The 16,526-nt window shown below is 73.2% G+C and carries 15 protein-coding genes and 1 tRNA gene; 12 read left to right on the top strand and 4 right to left on the bottom strand.

From position 1 onward, the window contains the following. The first annotated feature begins 107 nt into the window (after window positions 1-107). The 9 genes from ACYVK7_RS18685 (at window position 108) to ACYVK7_RS18645 (ending at window position 11,876) form a co-directional block, all read left to right on the top strand. Window positions 108-184, top strand: a tRNA-Arg gene (locus tag ACYVK7_RS18685). Window positions 185-302: 118 nt separating this feature from the next. After that, window positions 303-1,982, top strand: coding sequence for a GTPase (locus tag ACYVK7_RS18680; protein ID WP_460889216.1), 1,680 nt, complete (start codon window positions 303-305; stop codon window positions 1,980-1,982). Continuing rightward, window positions 1,979-3,559, top strand: a complete 1,581-nt coding sequence (locus ACYVK7_RS18675; protein ID WP_460889215.1) for a GTP-binding protein — start codon at window positions 1,979-1,981, stop codon at window positions 3,557-3,559. Before ACYVK7_RS18680 ends, ACYVK7_RS18675 begins: the two co-directional genes overlap by 4 nt. Window positions 3,560-3,612: 53 nt before the next feature. Continuing rightward, on the top strand, window positions 3,613-4,134 hold the full coding sequence (locus ACYVK7_RS18670) for a single-stranded DNA-binding protein (RefSeq protein ID WP_460889214.1): 522 nt from the start codon (window positions 3,613-3,615) through the stop codon (window positions 4,132-4,134). A gap of 123 nt (window positions 4,135-4,257) precedes the next feature. After that, window positions 4,258-5,940 carry an energy-dependent translational throttle protein EttA gene (ettA, locus tag ACYVK7_RS18665; protein ID WP_460889213.1) on the top strand — a complete coding sequence of 561 codons (1,683 nt, stop codon included), beginning with the start codon at window positions 4,258-4,260 and terminating at the stop codon, window positions 5,938-5,940. A gap of 126 nt (window positions 5,941-6,066) precedes the next feature. Further along, the gene (locus tag ACYVK7_RS18660) at window positions 6,067-7,020 is read left to right on the top strand and encodes a phosphotransferase (protein WP_460889212.1); all 954 of its coding nucleotides are present in this window, start codon (window positions 6,067-6,069) and stop codon (window positions 7,018-7,020) included. A 123-nt stretch (window positions 7,021-7,143) separates the two neighbouring features. Then, window positions 7,144-8,031 (top strand): hypothetical protein, encoded by an 888-nt coding sequence (locus ACYVK7_RS18655; protein ID WP_460889211.1) that lies wholly within the window; start codon window positions 7,144-7,146, stop codon window positions 8,029-8,031. Between the two features lie 54 nt (window positions 8,032-8,085). After that, on the top strand, window positions 8,086-10,116 hold the full coding sequence (locus ACYVK7_RS18650) for a dynamin family protein (protein ID WP_460889210.1): 2,031 nt from the start codon (window positions 8,086-8,088) through the stop codon (window positions 10,114-10,116). Then, a complete protein-coding gene (locus ACYVK7_RS18645) occupies window positions 10,113-11,876 on the top strand; it encodes a P-loop NTPase family protein (RefSeq protein ID WP_460889209.1) in 1,764 nt (587 codons plus the stop codon). Before ACYVK7_RS18650 ends, ACYVK7_RS18645 begins: the two co-directional genes overlap by 4 nt. 17 nt (window positions 11,877-11,893) lie before the next feature. On the opposite strand, the gene ACYVK7_RS18640 is transcribed toward ACYVK7_RS18645, so the two are convergent. Continuing rightward, window positions 11,894-12,394: an acyl-CoA thioesterase gene (locus tag ACYVK7_RS18640; RefSeq protein ID WP_460889208.1), complete on the bottom strand. Its 501-nt coding sequence runs from the start codon at window positions 12,392-12,394 to the stop codon at window positions 11,894-11,896. Window positions 12,395-12,413: 19 nt separating this feature from the next. After that, window positions 12,414-12,884: a winged helix-turn-helix transcriptional regulator gene (locus ACYVK7_RS18635; protein WP_460889207.1), complete on the bottom strand. Its 471-nt coding sequence runs from the start codon at window positions 12,882-12,884 to the stop codon at window positions 12,414-12,416. Window positions 12,885-13,013: 129 nt separating this feature from the next. Here ACYVK7_RS18635 and ACYVK7_RS18630 point away from each other — a divergent pair, with 129 nt between their 5' ends. Both ACYVK7_RS18630 and ACYVK7_RS18625 read left to right on the top strand, forming a co-directional pair. Beyond that, complete coding sequence (locus ACYVK7_RS18630; protein ID WP_460889206.1) at window positions 13,014-13,886, top strand: aldo/keto reductase family oxidoreductase; 873 nt, start codon at window positions 13,014-13,016, stop codon at window positions 13,884-13,886. An 89-nt stretch (window positions 13,887-13,975) separates the two neighbouring features. Further along, window positions 13,976-14,626, top strand: a complete 651-nt coding sequence (locus ACYVK7_RS18625) for a hypothetical protein (protein WP_460889205.1) — start codon at window positions 13,976-13,978, stop codon at window positions 14,624-14,626. 39 nt (window positions 14,627-14,665) lie between these two features. Here the strand turns inward: ACYVK7_RS18625 and ACYVK7_RS18620 are convergent, their stop codons facing one another. Both ACYVK7_RS18620 and ACYVK7_RS18615 read right to left on the bottom strand, forming a co-directional pair. Further along, window positions 14,666-15,622, bottom strand: a complete 957-nt coding sequence (locus tag ACYVK7_RS18620; protein WP_460889204.1) for an acyl-CoA thioesterase — start codon at window positions 15,620-15,622, stop codon at window positions 14,666-14,668. Window positions 15,623-15,649: 27 nt separating this feature from the next. Further along, entirely contained in the window at window positions 15,650-16,042 is a 393-nt protein-coding gene (locus ACYVK7_RS18615; RefSeq protein WP_460889203.1) for a globin, read from the bottom strand. 143 nt (window positions 16,043-16,185) lie between these two features. On the opposite strand from ACYVK7_RS18615, the gene ACYVK7_RS18610 reads away from it, so the two are divergent. Then, window positions 16,186-16,419, top strand: a complete 234-nt coding sequence (locus ACYVK7_RS18610; RefSeq protein WP_020018155.1) for a glucose PTS transporter subunit EIIB — start codon at window positions 16,186-16,188, stop codon at window positions 16,417-16,419. The last annotated feature ends 107 nt before the right edge of the window (window positions 16,420-16,526 follow it).

The raw sequence follows: 16,526 nt of genomic DNA, 5'->3' as shown, positions 1-16,526 counted from the left end.
GGTTGGTCGCACTTCCATCCTGCCGCCAGGCCTACCCCTTCCTCACACCCGACCCCGCGTCACCAACGTCATGACCCGCAACACCTAGGCTAAACTCGGCACCACTTGCCTCCGTAGCTCAGTTGGATAGAGCGGGTCCCTTCTAATGACTAGGTCGCGGGTTCGAATCCTGCCGGGGGCACCAAACTGCCGCTTGGGAGTGTGCGTCGCTCACTCCGGCGGGTCGAACGACACCTGTGTTTCTGCACACCAAACCGCGCGGCACGGTTGGCAGAACGATCTTGACCTATCAGGATGAAGCCGTGACTCCAGGAACACGCTCCGCTGTGCTCGGCCGTCGGGGTGGTGTGGACCCGAACGTTGCGGAGCAGCTCGGCTTCACGGTGCACGACGTCGTACGAGACCTGCGCCGCGACGTCGCCGCCGCGACCCTGCCCCTGCCCCTCGACAGCGCCGAGGAGGCCGAGGCGTCCCGCGAGCGTCTTCTGGCGCAGCTCGACGAGCACCTGCTGCCGCGCCTCGCCGAGCTGTCCAGCCCCGCCGTCGTGGTGCTGGCGGGCTCCACCGGAGCCGGTAAGTCGACGCTGTTCAACAGCCTGCTGCGCGAGGAGGTCTCCGAGGCGGGCGTGCTGCGGCCGACCACCCGTGAGCCCGTCGTGGGCGTGCACCCGCGCGACATCGACACGCTCACGCCCGGCCCGGTCACCGAGCTGGCCCGGCTCGTCAAGCACGAGAGCGTGCCGCGTGGCACGGCGCTGATGGACGCGCCCGACCTCGACTCGTTCCTCTCGGAGAACCGCTCCACGGCGCACCAGCTGCTCGAGGCCGCCGACCTCTGGCTGTTCGTCACCACGGCGGCCCGCTACGGCGACGCCCTGCCGTGGCAGGCGCTCGACCGCGCGAAGGAGCGCGGCGCGAGCGTCGCGATGGTGCTCAACCGGGTGCCCAAGGAGAACCTGACGACGGTCCGCGCCGACCTCAACTCCCGCATGAAGGAGCGGGGGATGAAGGACGTCCCGCTGTTCATCGTGCCCGACGTGGGGCCGCACGAAGGGCTGCTCGACCCCAAGCTCGTGGAGCCCATCCAGCGCTGGCTCGGCCTGATGGCGGGACCCGAACGGTCGCGCACGATCATCCTGCGCACGCTCAAGGGCGCGCTCGGTGCTCTTCCGGAATGGGTGATGGGCCTGGTCGCAGCGGTGGAGGAGCAGGGGACCGCCGCCTTCGACCTGCGCAACGCCGTCGACTCGGTGGTCCCCGACGAGCAGCTCGCCGCGCGCACGGCCGTGCTGTCCGGCTCGGCCGGTGAGGGCACGGTGGCCGCGCGGTTCGCGGAGCTCGCCAGCACCAGGCACATCTCCCGGGTGACCGTCCGTGACGGCATCGCGCGGACCACCAGGCGTGCGGGCAAGAACCGCGAGGCGGCGCTCGTCGGGCTGCGCGAGGAGGTCGAGGCCACCGCGGCCAGGGCCTTCGTCGCGTCCGGCGTCCGCACCGAGGAGAGCCTGCGGTCCGTCCTCGCCGGGCCAGGCGCCCCGCCGGCGGGGGAGACGATCCTGCCGGACGGCGCGAGCCGGGCCGAGGAGCGCCTCGCCTGGGGGCGGTCGCAGGCCGCCGAGTGGGCGCGGAAGGCCGACGACCTCGTCGCCCGCATGGACGGGTCGGCCACCGAGAGCACCGAGCCCGACGCGCCGGCCCGCGCGGCAGGTGCCCGCAAGGCGTTCGGCGACAGCGGCCTCGCGGCCCTCCTGCTGGCCACGGCGCTCGGGAACGACGACTCCGCGCGGCTCGTCGACCGGGTGCTCGGGGAGGGCGCCAGTGAGGCCATCGAGGAGCTGCAGGGCGAACTTGCCGACAAGGTGGCGCTAGCGGTTGCGGAAGAGGCCCGTTCTGTCCAGAGTGCCCTTGACGTCCCCGCCTTAGCCGACGACGCGGCCGCTCCGCTCCGCGTGCGGCTGGCCGAGCTCAGGAGGCTGACATGACGACTCATGACGCGACACTGAGCGCCCGCACCGAGGACCTCGGACGCGCGCTGCAGATCGCCGGATCACGCCTCGACGACGCGGTCTTCGGCAAGGTCGCCAGCTCCGTCGCCGGGGTGCGTGAACGGCTCGCGCTCGGGGTGGACCACACGGTCGTCGCGCTCGCCGGGGGCACGGGGTCGGGCAAGTCGAGCACCTTCAACAAGATCTCCCGCCTCTCGTTCGCGGACGTCGGGGTCAAGCGACCCACCACCGCCAAGGTCACGGCGTGCTCGTGGAGCGACGACGCCGCGGCACTGCTCGACTGGCTCGGCGTGGAGCGCGAGCGCCGCATCACGCGCGCCAGCGAGCTCGACGCGGCCGACGAGTCGAACCTCGCCGGCCTGGTGCTGCTGGACCTGCCCGACCACGACTCCGTCGCGCCCGGCCACCGGGACGTGGTGGACAAGGTGCTGCCGCTCGTCGACCTGCTCGTATGGGTCGTGGACCCGCAGAAGTACGCCGACGACGCGCTGCACACCGGCTACCTGCGCGACTCGTCGGGCATGGAGGCCTCCACGGTCGTGGTGCTCAACCAGATCGACACGGTGCCCGTGGGGCAGCGCGACAACCTGGTCAACGACGTCAAGCGGCTGCTGCGGGACGACGGCCTGGAGAACGTGCCGGTGGTCGCTGCGTCGACCAAGACGGACATCGGCATCGCGGACCTGCGCGGGCTCCTGGAGCAGACGGTGGCCCGCCGGTCGGTCTCGGCGGGCCGGGCGGCCGGCGAGCTCGACGCCGCGGCGACCCTGCTGCTGAGCCAGACGCCCGCCGAGGTGCCGTGGCACATCGACACGGTGCTCGACCGCGAGGTGGACGCGCTCGCGCGTGCGGCGGGGCTGGAGTCGGTCGCCGCGCAGGTGGGCGCCGCCGTGCGCAACGGGTACGGCTCGCCGGAGTTCCGCACCCCGGACCCCGACTCGATCGCCCTGTCCCGGTCGCGCTGGCTCAGTGGTTCGGGGGAGTCGCTCAAGCACGGGTGGCAGCGGTCGCTCGCCTCCAGCGTTGCCAGCTCGCAGGAGGTCGCCACGGCGGTCGCGACGGCGCTGCAGGGCGTCACGCTCGACACCAGGGGGCCGACGACGCAGCGCCTCACCCGCCGGCTCGCGCTCGGGGCCGTGCTGGTCGCGGTGCTGCTCGGGATCGCGACGGTGCTGGCCTCGATGGGCGTGCTGCCGGCGGGGGAGACCTGGACGACGGCGCTCGGCGTGCTGGCCGTCGTGGCGGCCGTGACCGCGCTCGTGGTGTTCCTCGTGGCCATGCAGATGCGGCGCGCCCTGGCGGCACGCCGGGCGCAGGGCGTCATCGCGTCGGGCCGGGCCGCGCTCGAACGGGTGCTGCAGCAGACCCTCGGAGCGCCCACCCAGCGGCTGCTCGACGAGCACCGCGCGGTACGCGAGCTCGCACAGAGTGCGCGTGACGACGGACCCGCCGCACCGCTTCGCCTGGAGGAGAACGCGACCACAGGCGCCTCGATCGGGGCTTCGTCCCCAGGTGCCGCCCGCCTCACGGACCTGGGCACCGTCCGCGCCTGATGCTGGGTACGGACCGGCCGCTGGGGCCGGTCCGTGAACCCAGGAGGGCTCAGATGAACGACGTCACGGTGACCGTGTCCGGCTTCGCCGGCAACACCCCCGCGCTGCACGTCTCCAAGGACGTGGACAAGGACCTGGAGTGGACCACGTTCCGGGTCGCGAGTACCCGGCGCTACGTGAACGAGGACGGCGACTGGACCGACGGCGCGACGCTGTGGTTCACGGTCAAGGCCTGGCGCACCGCCGCGCGGAACGTGCTCAGGTCGGTGCGCAAGGGCTGCCCGGTGGTGGTGACGGGCCGTCTCGAGATGGACGAGTGGACGGGCCCCGACGGTGGGCAGCGCTCCGGTCTGGTGATCAACGCGACGGCGGTCGGCGTGGACGCCACCCGCGGCATGGTGGAGTTCTCCCGCGTGGTGCACCACGACTCCGTGCCGGACGGCGCCCCGGGCGCCGGCCGGCTGGCCGCGGCACGCCCCGGGGACGTCGACCCGTTCGCGGTCGGTGCCCCGGGTGACGAGACCGACCAGGACGCCGACGCCGGCGTCAGGACCCCCGAGCTGGTGAACGCGTAGGCTTGGGCCAGTCGTGCTCCGCGGTCCGCGGGTGCTGGGGAGATCCCAGCGCGGACGCCCGGCACCCGCGCCGTGTGAGCGCCCCCATCCGAAGTACCTACTGTGAACGGTGGAACACAGGCAGTGGCTGAGTACATCTACTCCATGTATAAGGCGCGTAAGGCGCACGGCGACAAGGTCATCCTCGATGACGTGTCGCTGAACTTCCTGCCCGGCGCGAAGATCGGCGTCGTCGGGCCGAACGGTGCGGGTAAGTCCACGATCCTCAAGATCATGGCCGGGCTGGACACGCCGAGCAACGGTGAGGCACGGCTGTCGCCCGGCTACACCGTCGGCATCCTGCAGCAGGAGCCGCCGCTGAACGAGGAGAAGACCGTCCTGGGCAACGTCCAGGAGGCGGTCGGTGAGATCCTGGCCAAGAAGGCGCGGTTCGACGAGATCTCCGCGCTCATGGCCGAGCCGGACGCGGACTTCGACGCGCTGCTGGCCGAGATGGGCACCCTGCAGGAGGACATCGACGCCGCCGACGCGTGGGACCTCGACTCCCAGCTCGAGCAGGCGATGGACGCCCTGCGCTGCCCGCCGCCGGACGCCGACGTGACGGTGCTCTCCGGTGGTGAGCGCCGCCGTGTCGCGCTCTGCAAGCTGCTCCTGGAGAAGCCCGACCTGCTGCTCCTCGACGAGCCCACCAACCACCTCGACGCCGAATCCGTGCTGTGGCTCGAGCAGCACCTCGCCGGCTACGCGGGCGCCGTGCTCGCGGTGACCCACGACCGGTACTTCCTCGACCACGTCGCGGAGTGGATCTGCGAGGTCGACCGCGGGCGCCTCTACCCCTACGAGGGCAACTACTCGACGTACCTGGAGAAGAAGCAGGCGCGTCTCGAGGTCCAGGGCAAGAAGGACGCCAAGCTCTCCAAGCGCCTCAAGGAGGAGCTGGAGTGGGTGCGGTCCAACGCCAAGGGCCGCCAGGTCAAGTCCAAGGCCCGCCTCGCCCGGTACGAGGAGATGGCCGCGGAGGCGGAGCGGACCAAGAAGCTCGACTTCGAGGAGATCCAGATCCCCGCCGGCCCGCGCATGGGCTCGCTGGTGCTGGAGGCCTCGAACCTCAAGAAGGGCTTCGACGACCGCGTGCTCATCGACGGCCTGTCGTTCACGCTGCCGCGCAACGGCATCGTCGGCGTCATCGGCCCGAACGGTGTCGGTAAGACCACGCTGTTCAAGACGATCGTCGGCCTGGAGCCGCTCGACGGCGGTGACCTCAAGATCGGTGACACCGTCTCGATCTCGTACGTCGACCAGTCGCGCGGCGGCATCGACCCCAAGAAGACCCTGTGGGAGGTCGTGTCCGACGGGCTCGACTTCATCAAGGTCGGCAACGTCGAGATCCCGTCGCGCGCGTACGTGGCGTCGTTCGGGTTCAAGGGGCCGGACCAGCAGAAGCCGGCCGGCGTCCTGTCCGGTGGTGAGCGCAACCGCCTCAACCTCGCGCTGACGCTCAAGCAGGGCGGCAACCTGCTGCTCCTCGACGAGCCCACCAACGACCTCGACGTCGAGACCCTCGGCTCGCTGGAGAACGCCCTGCTGGAGTTCCCCGGCTGCGCCGTCGTGGTCTCCCACGACCGCTGGTTCCTCGACCGTGTGGTCACGCACATCCTCGCCTACGAGGGCACCGAGGAGAACCCGGCGAACTGGTACTGGTTCGAAGGCAACTTCGAGTCCTACGAGGCCAACAAGGTCGAGCGCCTCGGCGCGGACGCCGCTCGCCCGCACCGGGTGACGTACCGCCGGCTCACGCGCGACTGACGTACACCACGGAAGAGGGCTGGGGTCGGCGTTCCAAACGCTGACCCCAGCCCTCTTCTGTGCCGAAGGGCTATGACCAAAAAGGTCATCCTTGCCGCACTAGGACATGTTCGACAAGATGCCGCAGTGAGCCCTGCCCTCCGACCGGGGTGGCGTGACCTTCCGCCCCCGCTGCGCGCCCGCATCACCAGTCTCCTCGGCGCCCCCGTGCTCGCCGCACGGTACCCCGGGGACTCCGGGGTGCTGCCCGGCGCGCTCTTCCAGGTGCAGACGCCGAAGGGCAACGCGTTCATCAAGGCGCTCGGCACGGAACAGCCCGGTCCACTGAAGTCCCTGCGCCGGGAGATCACGCTCTCGCCGCTGCTCCCGGACGCCGTGCCGCATCCCGAGCTGCTCTGGTCGATCGACGAGGTGCTGCCGAACCTCGGCACCTGGGTGGCGGTCGGCTACTCGATGCGCGACAAGGTGCGGCCGATCGACCTCTCCTGGCCGGAGGACGACGTCGCCGCACTGGTCCGCGTGGTGCGGTCCGTCGGGGAGGTCGAGGCACCCGACGACCCGATGTTCGTGCCGGAGGGGAGCGTGTTCCGGTCGAACTCGTGGACGACGCTCGCCGAGGAGCGGCCGGCCGGGCTCGCCCAGCATTCACCGTGGCTGGCCGGGCGGCTGGAGGGCCTCGCGGAGATCGCCTCGCACGCCTCGGAGGCGATGGCGGGCAAGAGCCTGCAGCACGGCACGCTCCGGGTGCAGAACGTCCTGCTGCCCGCCGTGGCGGGGGAGCGTCCGCTGATCACCGACTGGATCCGGGGCGGCGTCGGCGCCCCGTACCTCGACCTGGTCTCGATGCTGCTGCACGTGCGGACCAACGACGGGCCGCCGCCCGAGGCCACCCTGCGCCGGTACGGGCTGCCGCCCGGCACGGAGCCCGACGCCGTGACCTGCTGGATCGCCGTGCTCGCCGGCCACTACCTGAAGGCCTCGATGGAACCGCCGCCCTTCGAGCTGCCGGAGCTGCGCTCGTACCAGCACCGCCTGGCCCGTACGGCGGTGTCCTGGCTGCAGACCCGCCTCGGTTTCTGACCCGTCGTGAGTCGCCACCACTGACTGTGGTTTGCAGGGTGAACTTCAGTTGGGCAAACTCCGGCCATGAGTGCTGTCCGGCGGCCGGCTTGGTCCGATCTCCCCCCATCTGTCCGTTCCCGGGTGAGCGAGACCATGGGTGGACGAGTGATCGGGTCCGCCCCGATGGCCGGGACCGAGTCGTCGGGCCCGCTCGAGGTGCTCCAGACGGCGTCGGGCCGGTCGATCGTGCGCGCCGTGGGGCCGGAGGCACCGCTGACGCAGGACCGGATGGCCGCCGAGGCGGTCTCCGTCGCCGCGCTGCCCGACGGCATCCCCACGCTCCCACGCGAGTGGTTCGTGGACGAGGTGCTGCCCGGCGCCGGACGCTGGGTGGTGCTCGGGTACCGCAACGAGCCCATCCGACCCCCGCACGACCCCTGGGACGAGGCGGATCTCGCTGCGGCGGTCGAGCTGGCGATCCAGATCGGCACCAGCGAGGCGCCCTCCGGTGTGCCGGACGTGCTCGACCGCATCGACGCCGACGCCTGGGCCACCATCGCGGCGATGCGGCCGCCCGGCCTGTCGGCCTTCACGCCCTGGCTGGCCGACAAGGTCGAGCACCTCGCCGAGATCGCCACCTACGCGGGCGAGGCCATGTCGGGAAAGAGCCTGGTGCACGGCGCGCTGCGCAGGGAGTCGATCCTGATCACGGACCACGGCTGGGACGCGACCAGCGCGCACGCGGTCGACTGGTTCATGCCGTCCCACGGTGCGTCGTACCTCGACGTGGTGCTCCTGCTGCCGTACCTGCGGGCGGACGGTGCCCCGCCGCCGGAGGCCGTCATGGACCGCCACCCGCTGCCCGACGTCGACCCCGAGGCGCTCACCTGCGCCGTGACCGTCACCGCCGGCGCCCTCGTGCTCGAGTCGATGCGGCCGCCGCAGCCGGGCCTCCCGCACGGGCGTGCCGTGCAGCGCGAGGTGGCGCACGCGGCGCTCGAGTGGCTGCGCGCCCGCCTCGGCGGCTGACCTCTTGGCCCCACTACCGCGCCTGACCAGGGTGGCTGCGGCAGACTGTGCGGCATGACCGATCAGCCCGACGACGATGCGGCGCTCGGCGTACCGGACGTGGCGTCCGGCGCCGAGCCGACGACCGAGCCAGGTGGCGCGTCCGGCCTGACCGGGGCGCTGGAGGTGCTGCGGGCCAGGCTCGGCGCGCTGCGGCTGCCCCTGGAGACGTCGGGGGCGGAGGCGGCGCGCACCGACCTGCGCCGGGCGACCGATCAGCTCGACGACTACCTGCTGCCCCGGCTGCGCGCGCACAAGGCGCCGCTGCTCGTGGTGGTCGGCGGGTCGACGGGCGCGGGCAAGTCGACGCTCGTGAACTCGGTGCTGGGGGAGCGGGTCACGCAGCCGGGCGTGCTGCGGCCCACCACGAAGGCCCCCGTGCTGGTGCACCATCCGCTCGACGCGCGCTGGTTCTCCACGGACCGGGTGCTGCCGGGTCTGGCGCGCGTGACGGCGTCGGGCGGCACGGGGTCGGGCGGCACGGGGGCCGGTGCGGGGTCCGGCGCGCCGGCGGCCGCGCAGGACGCGGGCACGCCCGCCGAACCGAGCCGCACCCTGCGCCTCGTGCCCAGCGACTCGCTGCCGAAGGGCCTGGCCCTGCTGGACGCGCCCGACATCGACTCGGTCGACACGGCCAACCGCGAGCTCGCCGCGCAGCTCCTCGGGGCGGCGGACCTGTGGCTGTTCGTCACGACGTCGGCCCGGTACGCGGACGCGGTGCCGTGGGACCTGCTGCTCCAGGCCGCCGGACGCAAGGCGCAGGTGGCCATGGTGCTGGACCGCGTGGACCCGGGCGCGGAGGCCACCGCCGACGACCTGCGGGACATGATGGTGGAGCACGGCCTGGCGGAGAGCCCGCTGTTCGTCATCCCCGAGGCCGACCTGGTCGGCGGGATGTTGCCGGAGGAGGGCGTGTCCGACGTGTCGCGCTGGCTCACCGGCCTGGGCGGTGACGCGGAGGCCCGCGGCCGTGTCATCGCCGCGACCCGCGACGGCGTGGTGGACTCCCTCGTGGTGCGGGCGGGTGCGCTGGCCGACGCCGCCGACGAGCAGCAGGACGCCGACGTCCGGCTGCGGCATGTCGTGGACCGCGCGTACGCGGACGCGGTGGCGCAGGTCACGGCGGCGACATCGGACGGCGCGCTGCTGCGCGGCGAGGTGCTCGCGCGCTGGCAGGACTTCGTGGGGACCGGGGAGTTCTTCCGCGCCGTCGAGGAAGGCATCGGCAAGTTCCGCGACGCCGTGGCCGCGTTCTTCCGGGGCAAGCCCAAGGCAGCGCCGCAGGTCGAGCAGGCGATCGCCCACGGGCTGGAGTCCGTGGTGCTGGACGCCGCGGAGGAGGCCGCCGAGCGGTCCTACCAGGCGTGGCGGGGCGACGCGGCGGGAGCGGCACTGCTCGAGGGGCTGGAGCTGTCGCGGACGCCGGCGGCGCTGCGCGCGGAGGTGGCCGGCCAGATCCGCGGCTGGCAGGGTGACGTGCTGGAGCTCGTGCGTGAGCAGGGCGCCGCCAAGCGCGGCACCGCGCGGGCGCTCTCGCTGGGCGTGAACGGGCTCGGCGTGGCGCTGATGGTCTTCGTGTTCGCCTCGACGGGCGGGCTCACCGGTGTCGAGGTCGGCATAGCGGGCGGGTCGGCGGTACTGGCCCAGCGGGTGCTGGAGGCGGTGTTCGGCGAGGACGCCGTACGCCGGCTCGCCGTGCAGGCCCGGGACCGGCTGCGCGCCCGCATCCAGGCGGTCATGGACGGGCAGGCCGCCCGGTACACGGCGCAGCTGGACGCGCTCGGGTCCGCCGAGGCGGGCGGGGACCGCCTGCGTGCCGCGGCCGACGCGGTCGCGTCCGCCGCCTCGGCGGAGCGGCAGGCACGCGTGCGGGACGCCGAGGCGGCCCCCCGGGCCGGCGCCGAGGGGGTCGCCGAGAGCGGCGGGCTGCGCGGTGTGCACGCCCGGCCGGTGGGCGAGACCCTGGCGGACGGACGCACCGACCTGGTCGACGAGCCGGCCAGGAAGGGCTTCTGGAAGCGCCTGTTCGGGGAGGGGGACCGGTGAGCCGGCTCGACCTGGGCGACCGGACCACGGCCCTCGACACCGCCGTCGAGGCCGCGGAGGGCCGCATCGAGCCGGGGCTCCTCGACGAGGCACGTGCCGTCGTGACGCGGGCGCGGGAGCGCGGCGGGCTGTCCGCCGAGCACACGGTGGTCGCGCTGGCGGGTGCCACGGGTTCGGGCAAGTCGTCGGTCCTGAACGCCGTGGCGGGTGTCGCGATCGCGCAGCCGGGAGTGCGGCGTCCCACCACGTCGCTCCCGATGGCCGCCGTGTGGGGCGAGGGCGCCGACCCGCTCCTGGACTGGCTGGAGGTCGGCAGGCGCCACCACGTGGCCCCGCCCCCCGAGGACGAGTCTCCGGCCGGCCCGGCGAGCGGCGGCGGCGGTCGGGTGCCGTTCCGGCGGCGCACCCCCGCCGGCGACACGACCGGGCTGGTGCTGCTCGACCTGCCCGACCACGACTCGATCGTGACGGAGCACCGGATGCGCGCCGAGCGCCTGGTGCAGCGCGCCGACCTGCTGGTCTGGGTGGTCGACCCGCAGAAGTACGCGGACGCCGCCCTGCACGAGGGCTTCCTGCGCCCGCTGGCGGGACACGCCGAGGTGGTGGTCGTGGCGCTGAACCAGGCCGACCGCCTCACGCCGGACGAGACCTCGGCGATGCTCGCCGACCTCGAGCGGCTGATGGCCGAGGACGGGCTGGCCGGGGCGCGGGTGCTCGCCGTGTCCGCCAAGACCGGCCAGGGCATGGACGACCTGCGAGCCCTGCTGGCGAAGGCCGCGGCCAGGCGCGAGGCCGCGACGGCCCGGCTCGCGGCCGACGAGCGGGCCGTGGCCCAGAAGATCGTGGACGAGTGCGGCACCCCGCCGTCGTCCCGGTCGGGGAGCCAGGCCCGGGGTGACCTGGTCGCAGCCCTGGAGGCGGCGGCAGGGGTGCCGACGGTGGTCGACGCCGTGCGTGCCTCCGCCCGCAGGGACGCGCACGCGGCCACGGGCTGGCCGCTGACCCGCTGGGTGGGGAACCTGCGCAGGGACCCCCTGCGGCGGCTCGGCCTGCGGTCCGCGGACCGGGAGCAGCGCGCGCCGTCGAGCAGGGACGACCTGGTGCGCACGTCGCTGCCCACCGCACGCCCGGCCGTGCGGTCGGCCGCGGCGTCGGCCGTGCGGCGCTACGTCGAGGAGGTGACCCGCGGCGTCGCCGACCCGTGGGTCCTGGCCGCGCGCTCGCGGGGCCAGGCCGGCATCGACCAGCTGCCCGACGCGCTCGACCAGGCGGTCGCGACCACCCGCGTCGAGGCGTCCCGCCGGCCGATGTGGTGGTCGCTCGTCAACGTCGTGCAGTGGGCGCTGGTCGCCGTCGTCGCGGCGGGCCTGCTCTGGCTGCTGGTGCTGTTCGGCTTCGCCTACCTGCAGCTGCCGCCGCTGCCGACCCCCGTGCTGACCCTGCCGACCTGGTCCGGCGACGACGGCATCGTGTTCCCCGGGGCTCCGGGACCTGGCCCGGGGGACAGGCTCGGCGTCGACCCGTTCCGCATCCCGTGGCCCACCCTCATGGTGCTGGGCGGGCTGGCCCTCGGCCTGCTGCTCGCGCTGGTCTGCCGGCTGTTCGCCGCGCTGGGCGCCCGCCGCAGGGCGCACGGCGCACGGCGCCGGCTGCGGCAGTCGGTCGGCACGGTCGCCGACCGGCTCGTGCGCGCCCCCGTGGAGGACGAGCTGTCCCGGCTGGCGAACTGCCGGACGGCGGCGACGCTGGCGGCGAGCTGACCCCCGGCAAGGCTGGGTCAGCCGCGGTGGCGGAACGTGACCGGGTCCTCCTCGAACTCCTTCCATGCCAGGCGTTCCGCCTCGGTGAGCCGGCGCGGCTGGTTCGTGGTGGCGTCGACGAACACCAGCGTCGTGGTGGCCCGGGCGTAGGGCTTGCCGCCCGAGGTCGGTCCCGTCTTCGCCATGCCGACGGCGCCGTCGTGCACCTCGTAGCAGACCTCGGCGCTGGCGCCGCCGATCCGGCCGAGCCACATCTCCACGCGCACCGGGGTCCTCGTGAACAGCAGCGGCCGCAGGTACTCGATGCGCTGGCCCGCCACGAGGGTGTGCGAGTCGGCCTCGGGCCCGGTGGGGACCACCGCCGTCGGCCAGGCCTCGCCCTCCGGCGCCTCGGGGTGCAGCCAGAAGGCCGTGATCCGGGCGTCCTCCAGCAGGCGGAACATCGCGACGTTGTTGACGTGCGCGTACGCGTCGAGGTCGGACCAGCGCAGCGTGACGGGGACGTGGAGGCGTGTCATGTGCCCATCCTCCCTCGGCTCAGGAGGCCCGGGCGTCGTGCGCCGCGCGGTGGGCGAGCACGTCGTCCATGTGCGACTCCGCCCAGCCCTTGAGGCTGCGCACCAGCTGGTGCAGCGACCGGCCCAGGTCGGTCAGCTCGTAGGTGACCGTGACGGGCACCGTCGCCGTCGCGGTCCGGGTGACCAGACCGTCCCGTTCCAGGGCGCGCAGCGTCTGGGTGAGCATCTTCTGGCTGACGCCCGCGAGCTGGCGGGACAGCTCCGAGTAGCGCATCGGCCGCGGTCCGCCGGCGGAGTCGGTGCCGTGGGCGACGTCGGTGTCGTCGGTGCCCGCGGTGCGCGACGGGTAGCCGCCCAGCGCGCTCACGGTCAGCGTGACCCACTTGTTCGAGATCTGGTCCAGCAGCATGCGGCTCGGGCACGCCGCCAGGAAGGCGTCGTACTCGGCCTTCGCCCGGGCCCGGCGCTGGGCCGCCGTCATCGTGGTCATCCTTCGCTCCCTCTCACTCCAGGGTGAGTTACGCACTTCCAGGTGCCTACTTCCCCTCAGGAAGTTACCTCACGATCCTGGTCAGGGGGTGCCGCCCGGCACCCTCTTCGCTCGACACAAGGGATCGCATTGAGCACTCCGACCACACCGCTTCCCGGGGGGACCTGGACCCTGGGCGACCTGACCGTGACCCGGTTCGGCTACGGCGCCATGCAGCTCGCGGGCCCGGGGGTCATGGGTCCGCCGGCCGACCGTGACGGTGCCCTGGCCGTGCTGCGCGAGGCCGTCGACCTCGGCATCACCCACATCGACACCAGCGGCGCGTACGGGCCGCGGGCCACCAACGAGCTGATCCGCGAGGCGCTGCACCCCTACCCGGGGTCGCTGCACGTGGTGACCAAGGTCGGCGCGGTCCGCGACGAACAGGGCGGCTGGCCCCCCGCGCGGCGGCCCGACGACCTGCGCCGCGCCGTCCGCGAGGACCTGGACCTGCTCGGCGTCGAGACGCTCGACGTCGTGAACCTGCGGCTCGGCAATGCCGAGGGACCGCAGCAGGAGTCGCTCGCCGAGGCGTTCGAGACTCTCGTGGAGCTCCAGGAGCAGGGGCTGGTGCGGCACCTCGGCGTGAGCAACGCGACGGCGGAGCAGGTCGCCGAGGCGCGCGCCATCGCCCCGATCGTGTGCGTGCAGAACATGTACAACCTCGCCCACCGGCAGGACGACGGGCTGGTCGACGCGCTCGCCGCGGACGGTATCGCCTACGTGCCCTTCTTCCCGCTCGGCGGCTTCAGCCCGCTGCAGTCCTCCGCGCTCTCGGCCGTCGCCTCGCGGCTGGACGCCACGCCGATGTCCGTCGCCCTGGCCTGGTTGCTGCGCCGGTCGCCGAACATCCTGCTGATCCCCGGCACCTCGAAGGTGGCGCACCTGCGTGAGAACGTCGCGGGAGCCGGGCTCCAGCTCTCCGACGACGACCTCGTCGAGCTGGACAAGATCGGGAGATGACGTACCGCTGAGTGGTCCCGCCCCGGGTGGCCCTCAGTGTGTCCGAATTGGTAGATTCATCCCCCTTGGTTTCGGCCACGGAGGAACAGGTGGATCTACCCAGGCACTACTTCGACCCGGTCACCCTGCACGAGGTGATCGACGACGTCCCGGCCGCCCGCGCGTACCTCGCCGACCTGGCGGGACGCCCGGAGCGCGACGCGCCGGACACCCTCGCGGTACGCGTGCCGCTGACGCGCGCGCTCGCCCCGGAGGCGGAGGACCCGGACGGCGAGCTGGCCGAGGCGGAGCGCCTCGGCTGGCTCGCCGTCAGCCTGCACGGCGGGCCGGCCTGCGACGCGGACGCCGCGCACTCGCACGCGGCCGACGTGCCGCTGGGCGCCGTCGCGCCCCTCGTGCGGCTGGCCCACGTGCTGCAGTGGCGTCACCGGTTCCCGGTGGCGGACCTGCTGTTCGGCCTGGCGCTGGAGGCGGCCCACCACTACGGCGAGCACGCCGCGAGCGTCGAGCACGCGCGCCGGCTCGAGTACCTCGCCCTGCAGCACTGGGGCAAGTGCCGCTACGACCAGGCTCTCGAGGTGCACGCGGGCCAGGCCCGCCCCTACCTCGGCGAGGCCCTCGCCCTGTTCGAGCGGGCCCTGGAGCTCCGGGTCGAGGCGGGCGTGGGCAGGGAGCAGGTGGAGGTCACCCGGCAGTCGATCCGCGCGGCGCGCGACCGGCTGGCGGAGCTGGGCGCCTAGCGGCGACGCGGGGCGCTTGGCTGCGGCGCGAGCGGCTGCTCAGGCCGGCAGCCGGATCATGCCCTCCTGGCCCGCCGAGGCCACCAGGGCGCCGTCCTGCGTGTAGACCTTCGCCGTGCCCAGAGCGCGGCCGCCCTGGGCGGTCGGGGAGGTCTGGACGAACAGCATCCACTCGTCCACCCGGACGTCCCGGTGCCACCACATGCCGTGGTCGAGGCTCGCCATGGGGACGGACGCACCGACGTCCTGCCAGGACTTGCCGGCGGCACGCAGGGCGGGCTCGAGCATGAGCTGGTCGCAGGCGAAGGCCAGCAGCGCGCGGTGCATCGCCTGGTCCTTGATCTCCAGCGGGCGGCGGGTGCGCATCCAGACCATCTGCGTGGCGGGCGGCGTGCCGCCCGTGGCCACCGCGGTGTCCGGGTGCAGGTACAGCGACCCGCCCACGTGGCGCAGCTCGAACGCCGAGTCCGTCCAGAACTGGGCCCGGACCGCCACACCCTCCGGCAGGCTCGCGAGCTCGTCGAAGGCCGAGCCGACCTCGTCCGGCGGCGGCACGTCGTGCGGCATCGGCGCGGCGTGCTCGTAGCCCGGCTGGTCGTCCTGGAACGACGCGATCATCGACAGGATCGGCTTGCCGAACTGGATCGCGTGCGTGCGGCGCGCACTGAACGAGCGCCCGTCACGCAGCCGCTCGACGGCGAAGTCGATGGGCTCCTCGACCCGCCCCTCGCGCAGGAAGTAGCCGTGCAGGGAGTGGATCAGGCGGCCGTCGGGCACGGTGCGGTCGGCGGCGAGGATCGCCTGCGCCAGCACCTGGCCGCCGTAGGCGCGGTTGGCGGGGCCCGGCATGCTGCTCCCGCGCAGCACGTCCTCCTCGCCGCGCGGGCCCCAGCCCTCGAGGTGGCGCAGGTCGAGCACCTCGAGCAGGCGGTCGAGCGCGTCGGGCTGGCTGTCCGACGGCGTGCCGGAGGTCGGGTCAGGGGTGGTGGCGTCCACGAGCGGGCGTCTCCTCGTCGGTCCTGGTCAGTCTTCGAACGTGTTGATCATGCTGAAGGCGGCGCGCTCCAGGTAGTCCCACAGCTGCGACTCGTGGATCGGTGCGAGGCCGAGCGAGTCCACGGCGGTGCGCATGTGCGCGAGCCAGCGGTCGCGCGCGTCGGGGTTCACCTTGAACGGCACGTGCCGCATACGCAGTCGCGGGTGCCCGCGCTGCGCCGAGTAGGTGTTGGGGCCGCCCCAGTACTGCTCGAGGAACATCGTCAGACGCTCCTTCGCCGGCCCCAGGTCCTCCTCGGGGTACATGGGGCGCAGCACCGGATCGTCGGCGACGCCGTCGTAGAAGACGTCGACCAGGCGGACGAACGTGTCGTGGCCACCGACGGCGTCGAAGAAGGATTCCTGTGTCACGTTCGTCATCCTGCCACTCGACGGTGACAGGACGATGTCGGCCATGTGAAACCGAGTCTCATGTGATCCATTCGACAGCAGGCGGGCGAAACGCTTGCCAGCACCGCTAGGCTGGTCGCAGACCTGCAGCGACGCACGGTGGGAGTTGAGACATGACCAAGGCTGACCAGATCCTTGCGGCACTCGGGGGGACGTCGAACGTCGTCGAGCTGGAGCCGTGCATCACACGGCTCCGGGTCGAGGTGAGCGACCCCTCCCTCGTGGATGAGCCGGGCCTGAAGTCGTCCGGCGCGTTCGGCGTGGTCCGGTCCGGCCGGGTGGTCCAGGTGATCGTCGGGCCGGAGGCGGACAACCTCGCCGCGGAGCTCGACACGCTCAGAGTCTGAGCGTCGGGGGAGCAGTACTCCCTCGGCACGGGCCGGGCTCGATGGTGAGCCCGGCGCCGTGCCCGCGCGGGCCCGGCACGACGCGGGCCCGCCACGACGCGGGTCCG

Source organism: Promicromonospora xylanilytica (assembly GCF_054782895.1).
This window is presented reverse-complemented; position numbering and strand designations above follow the sequence as displayed.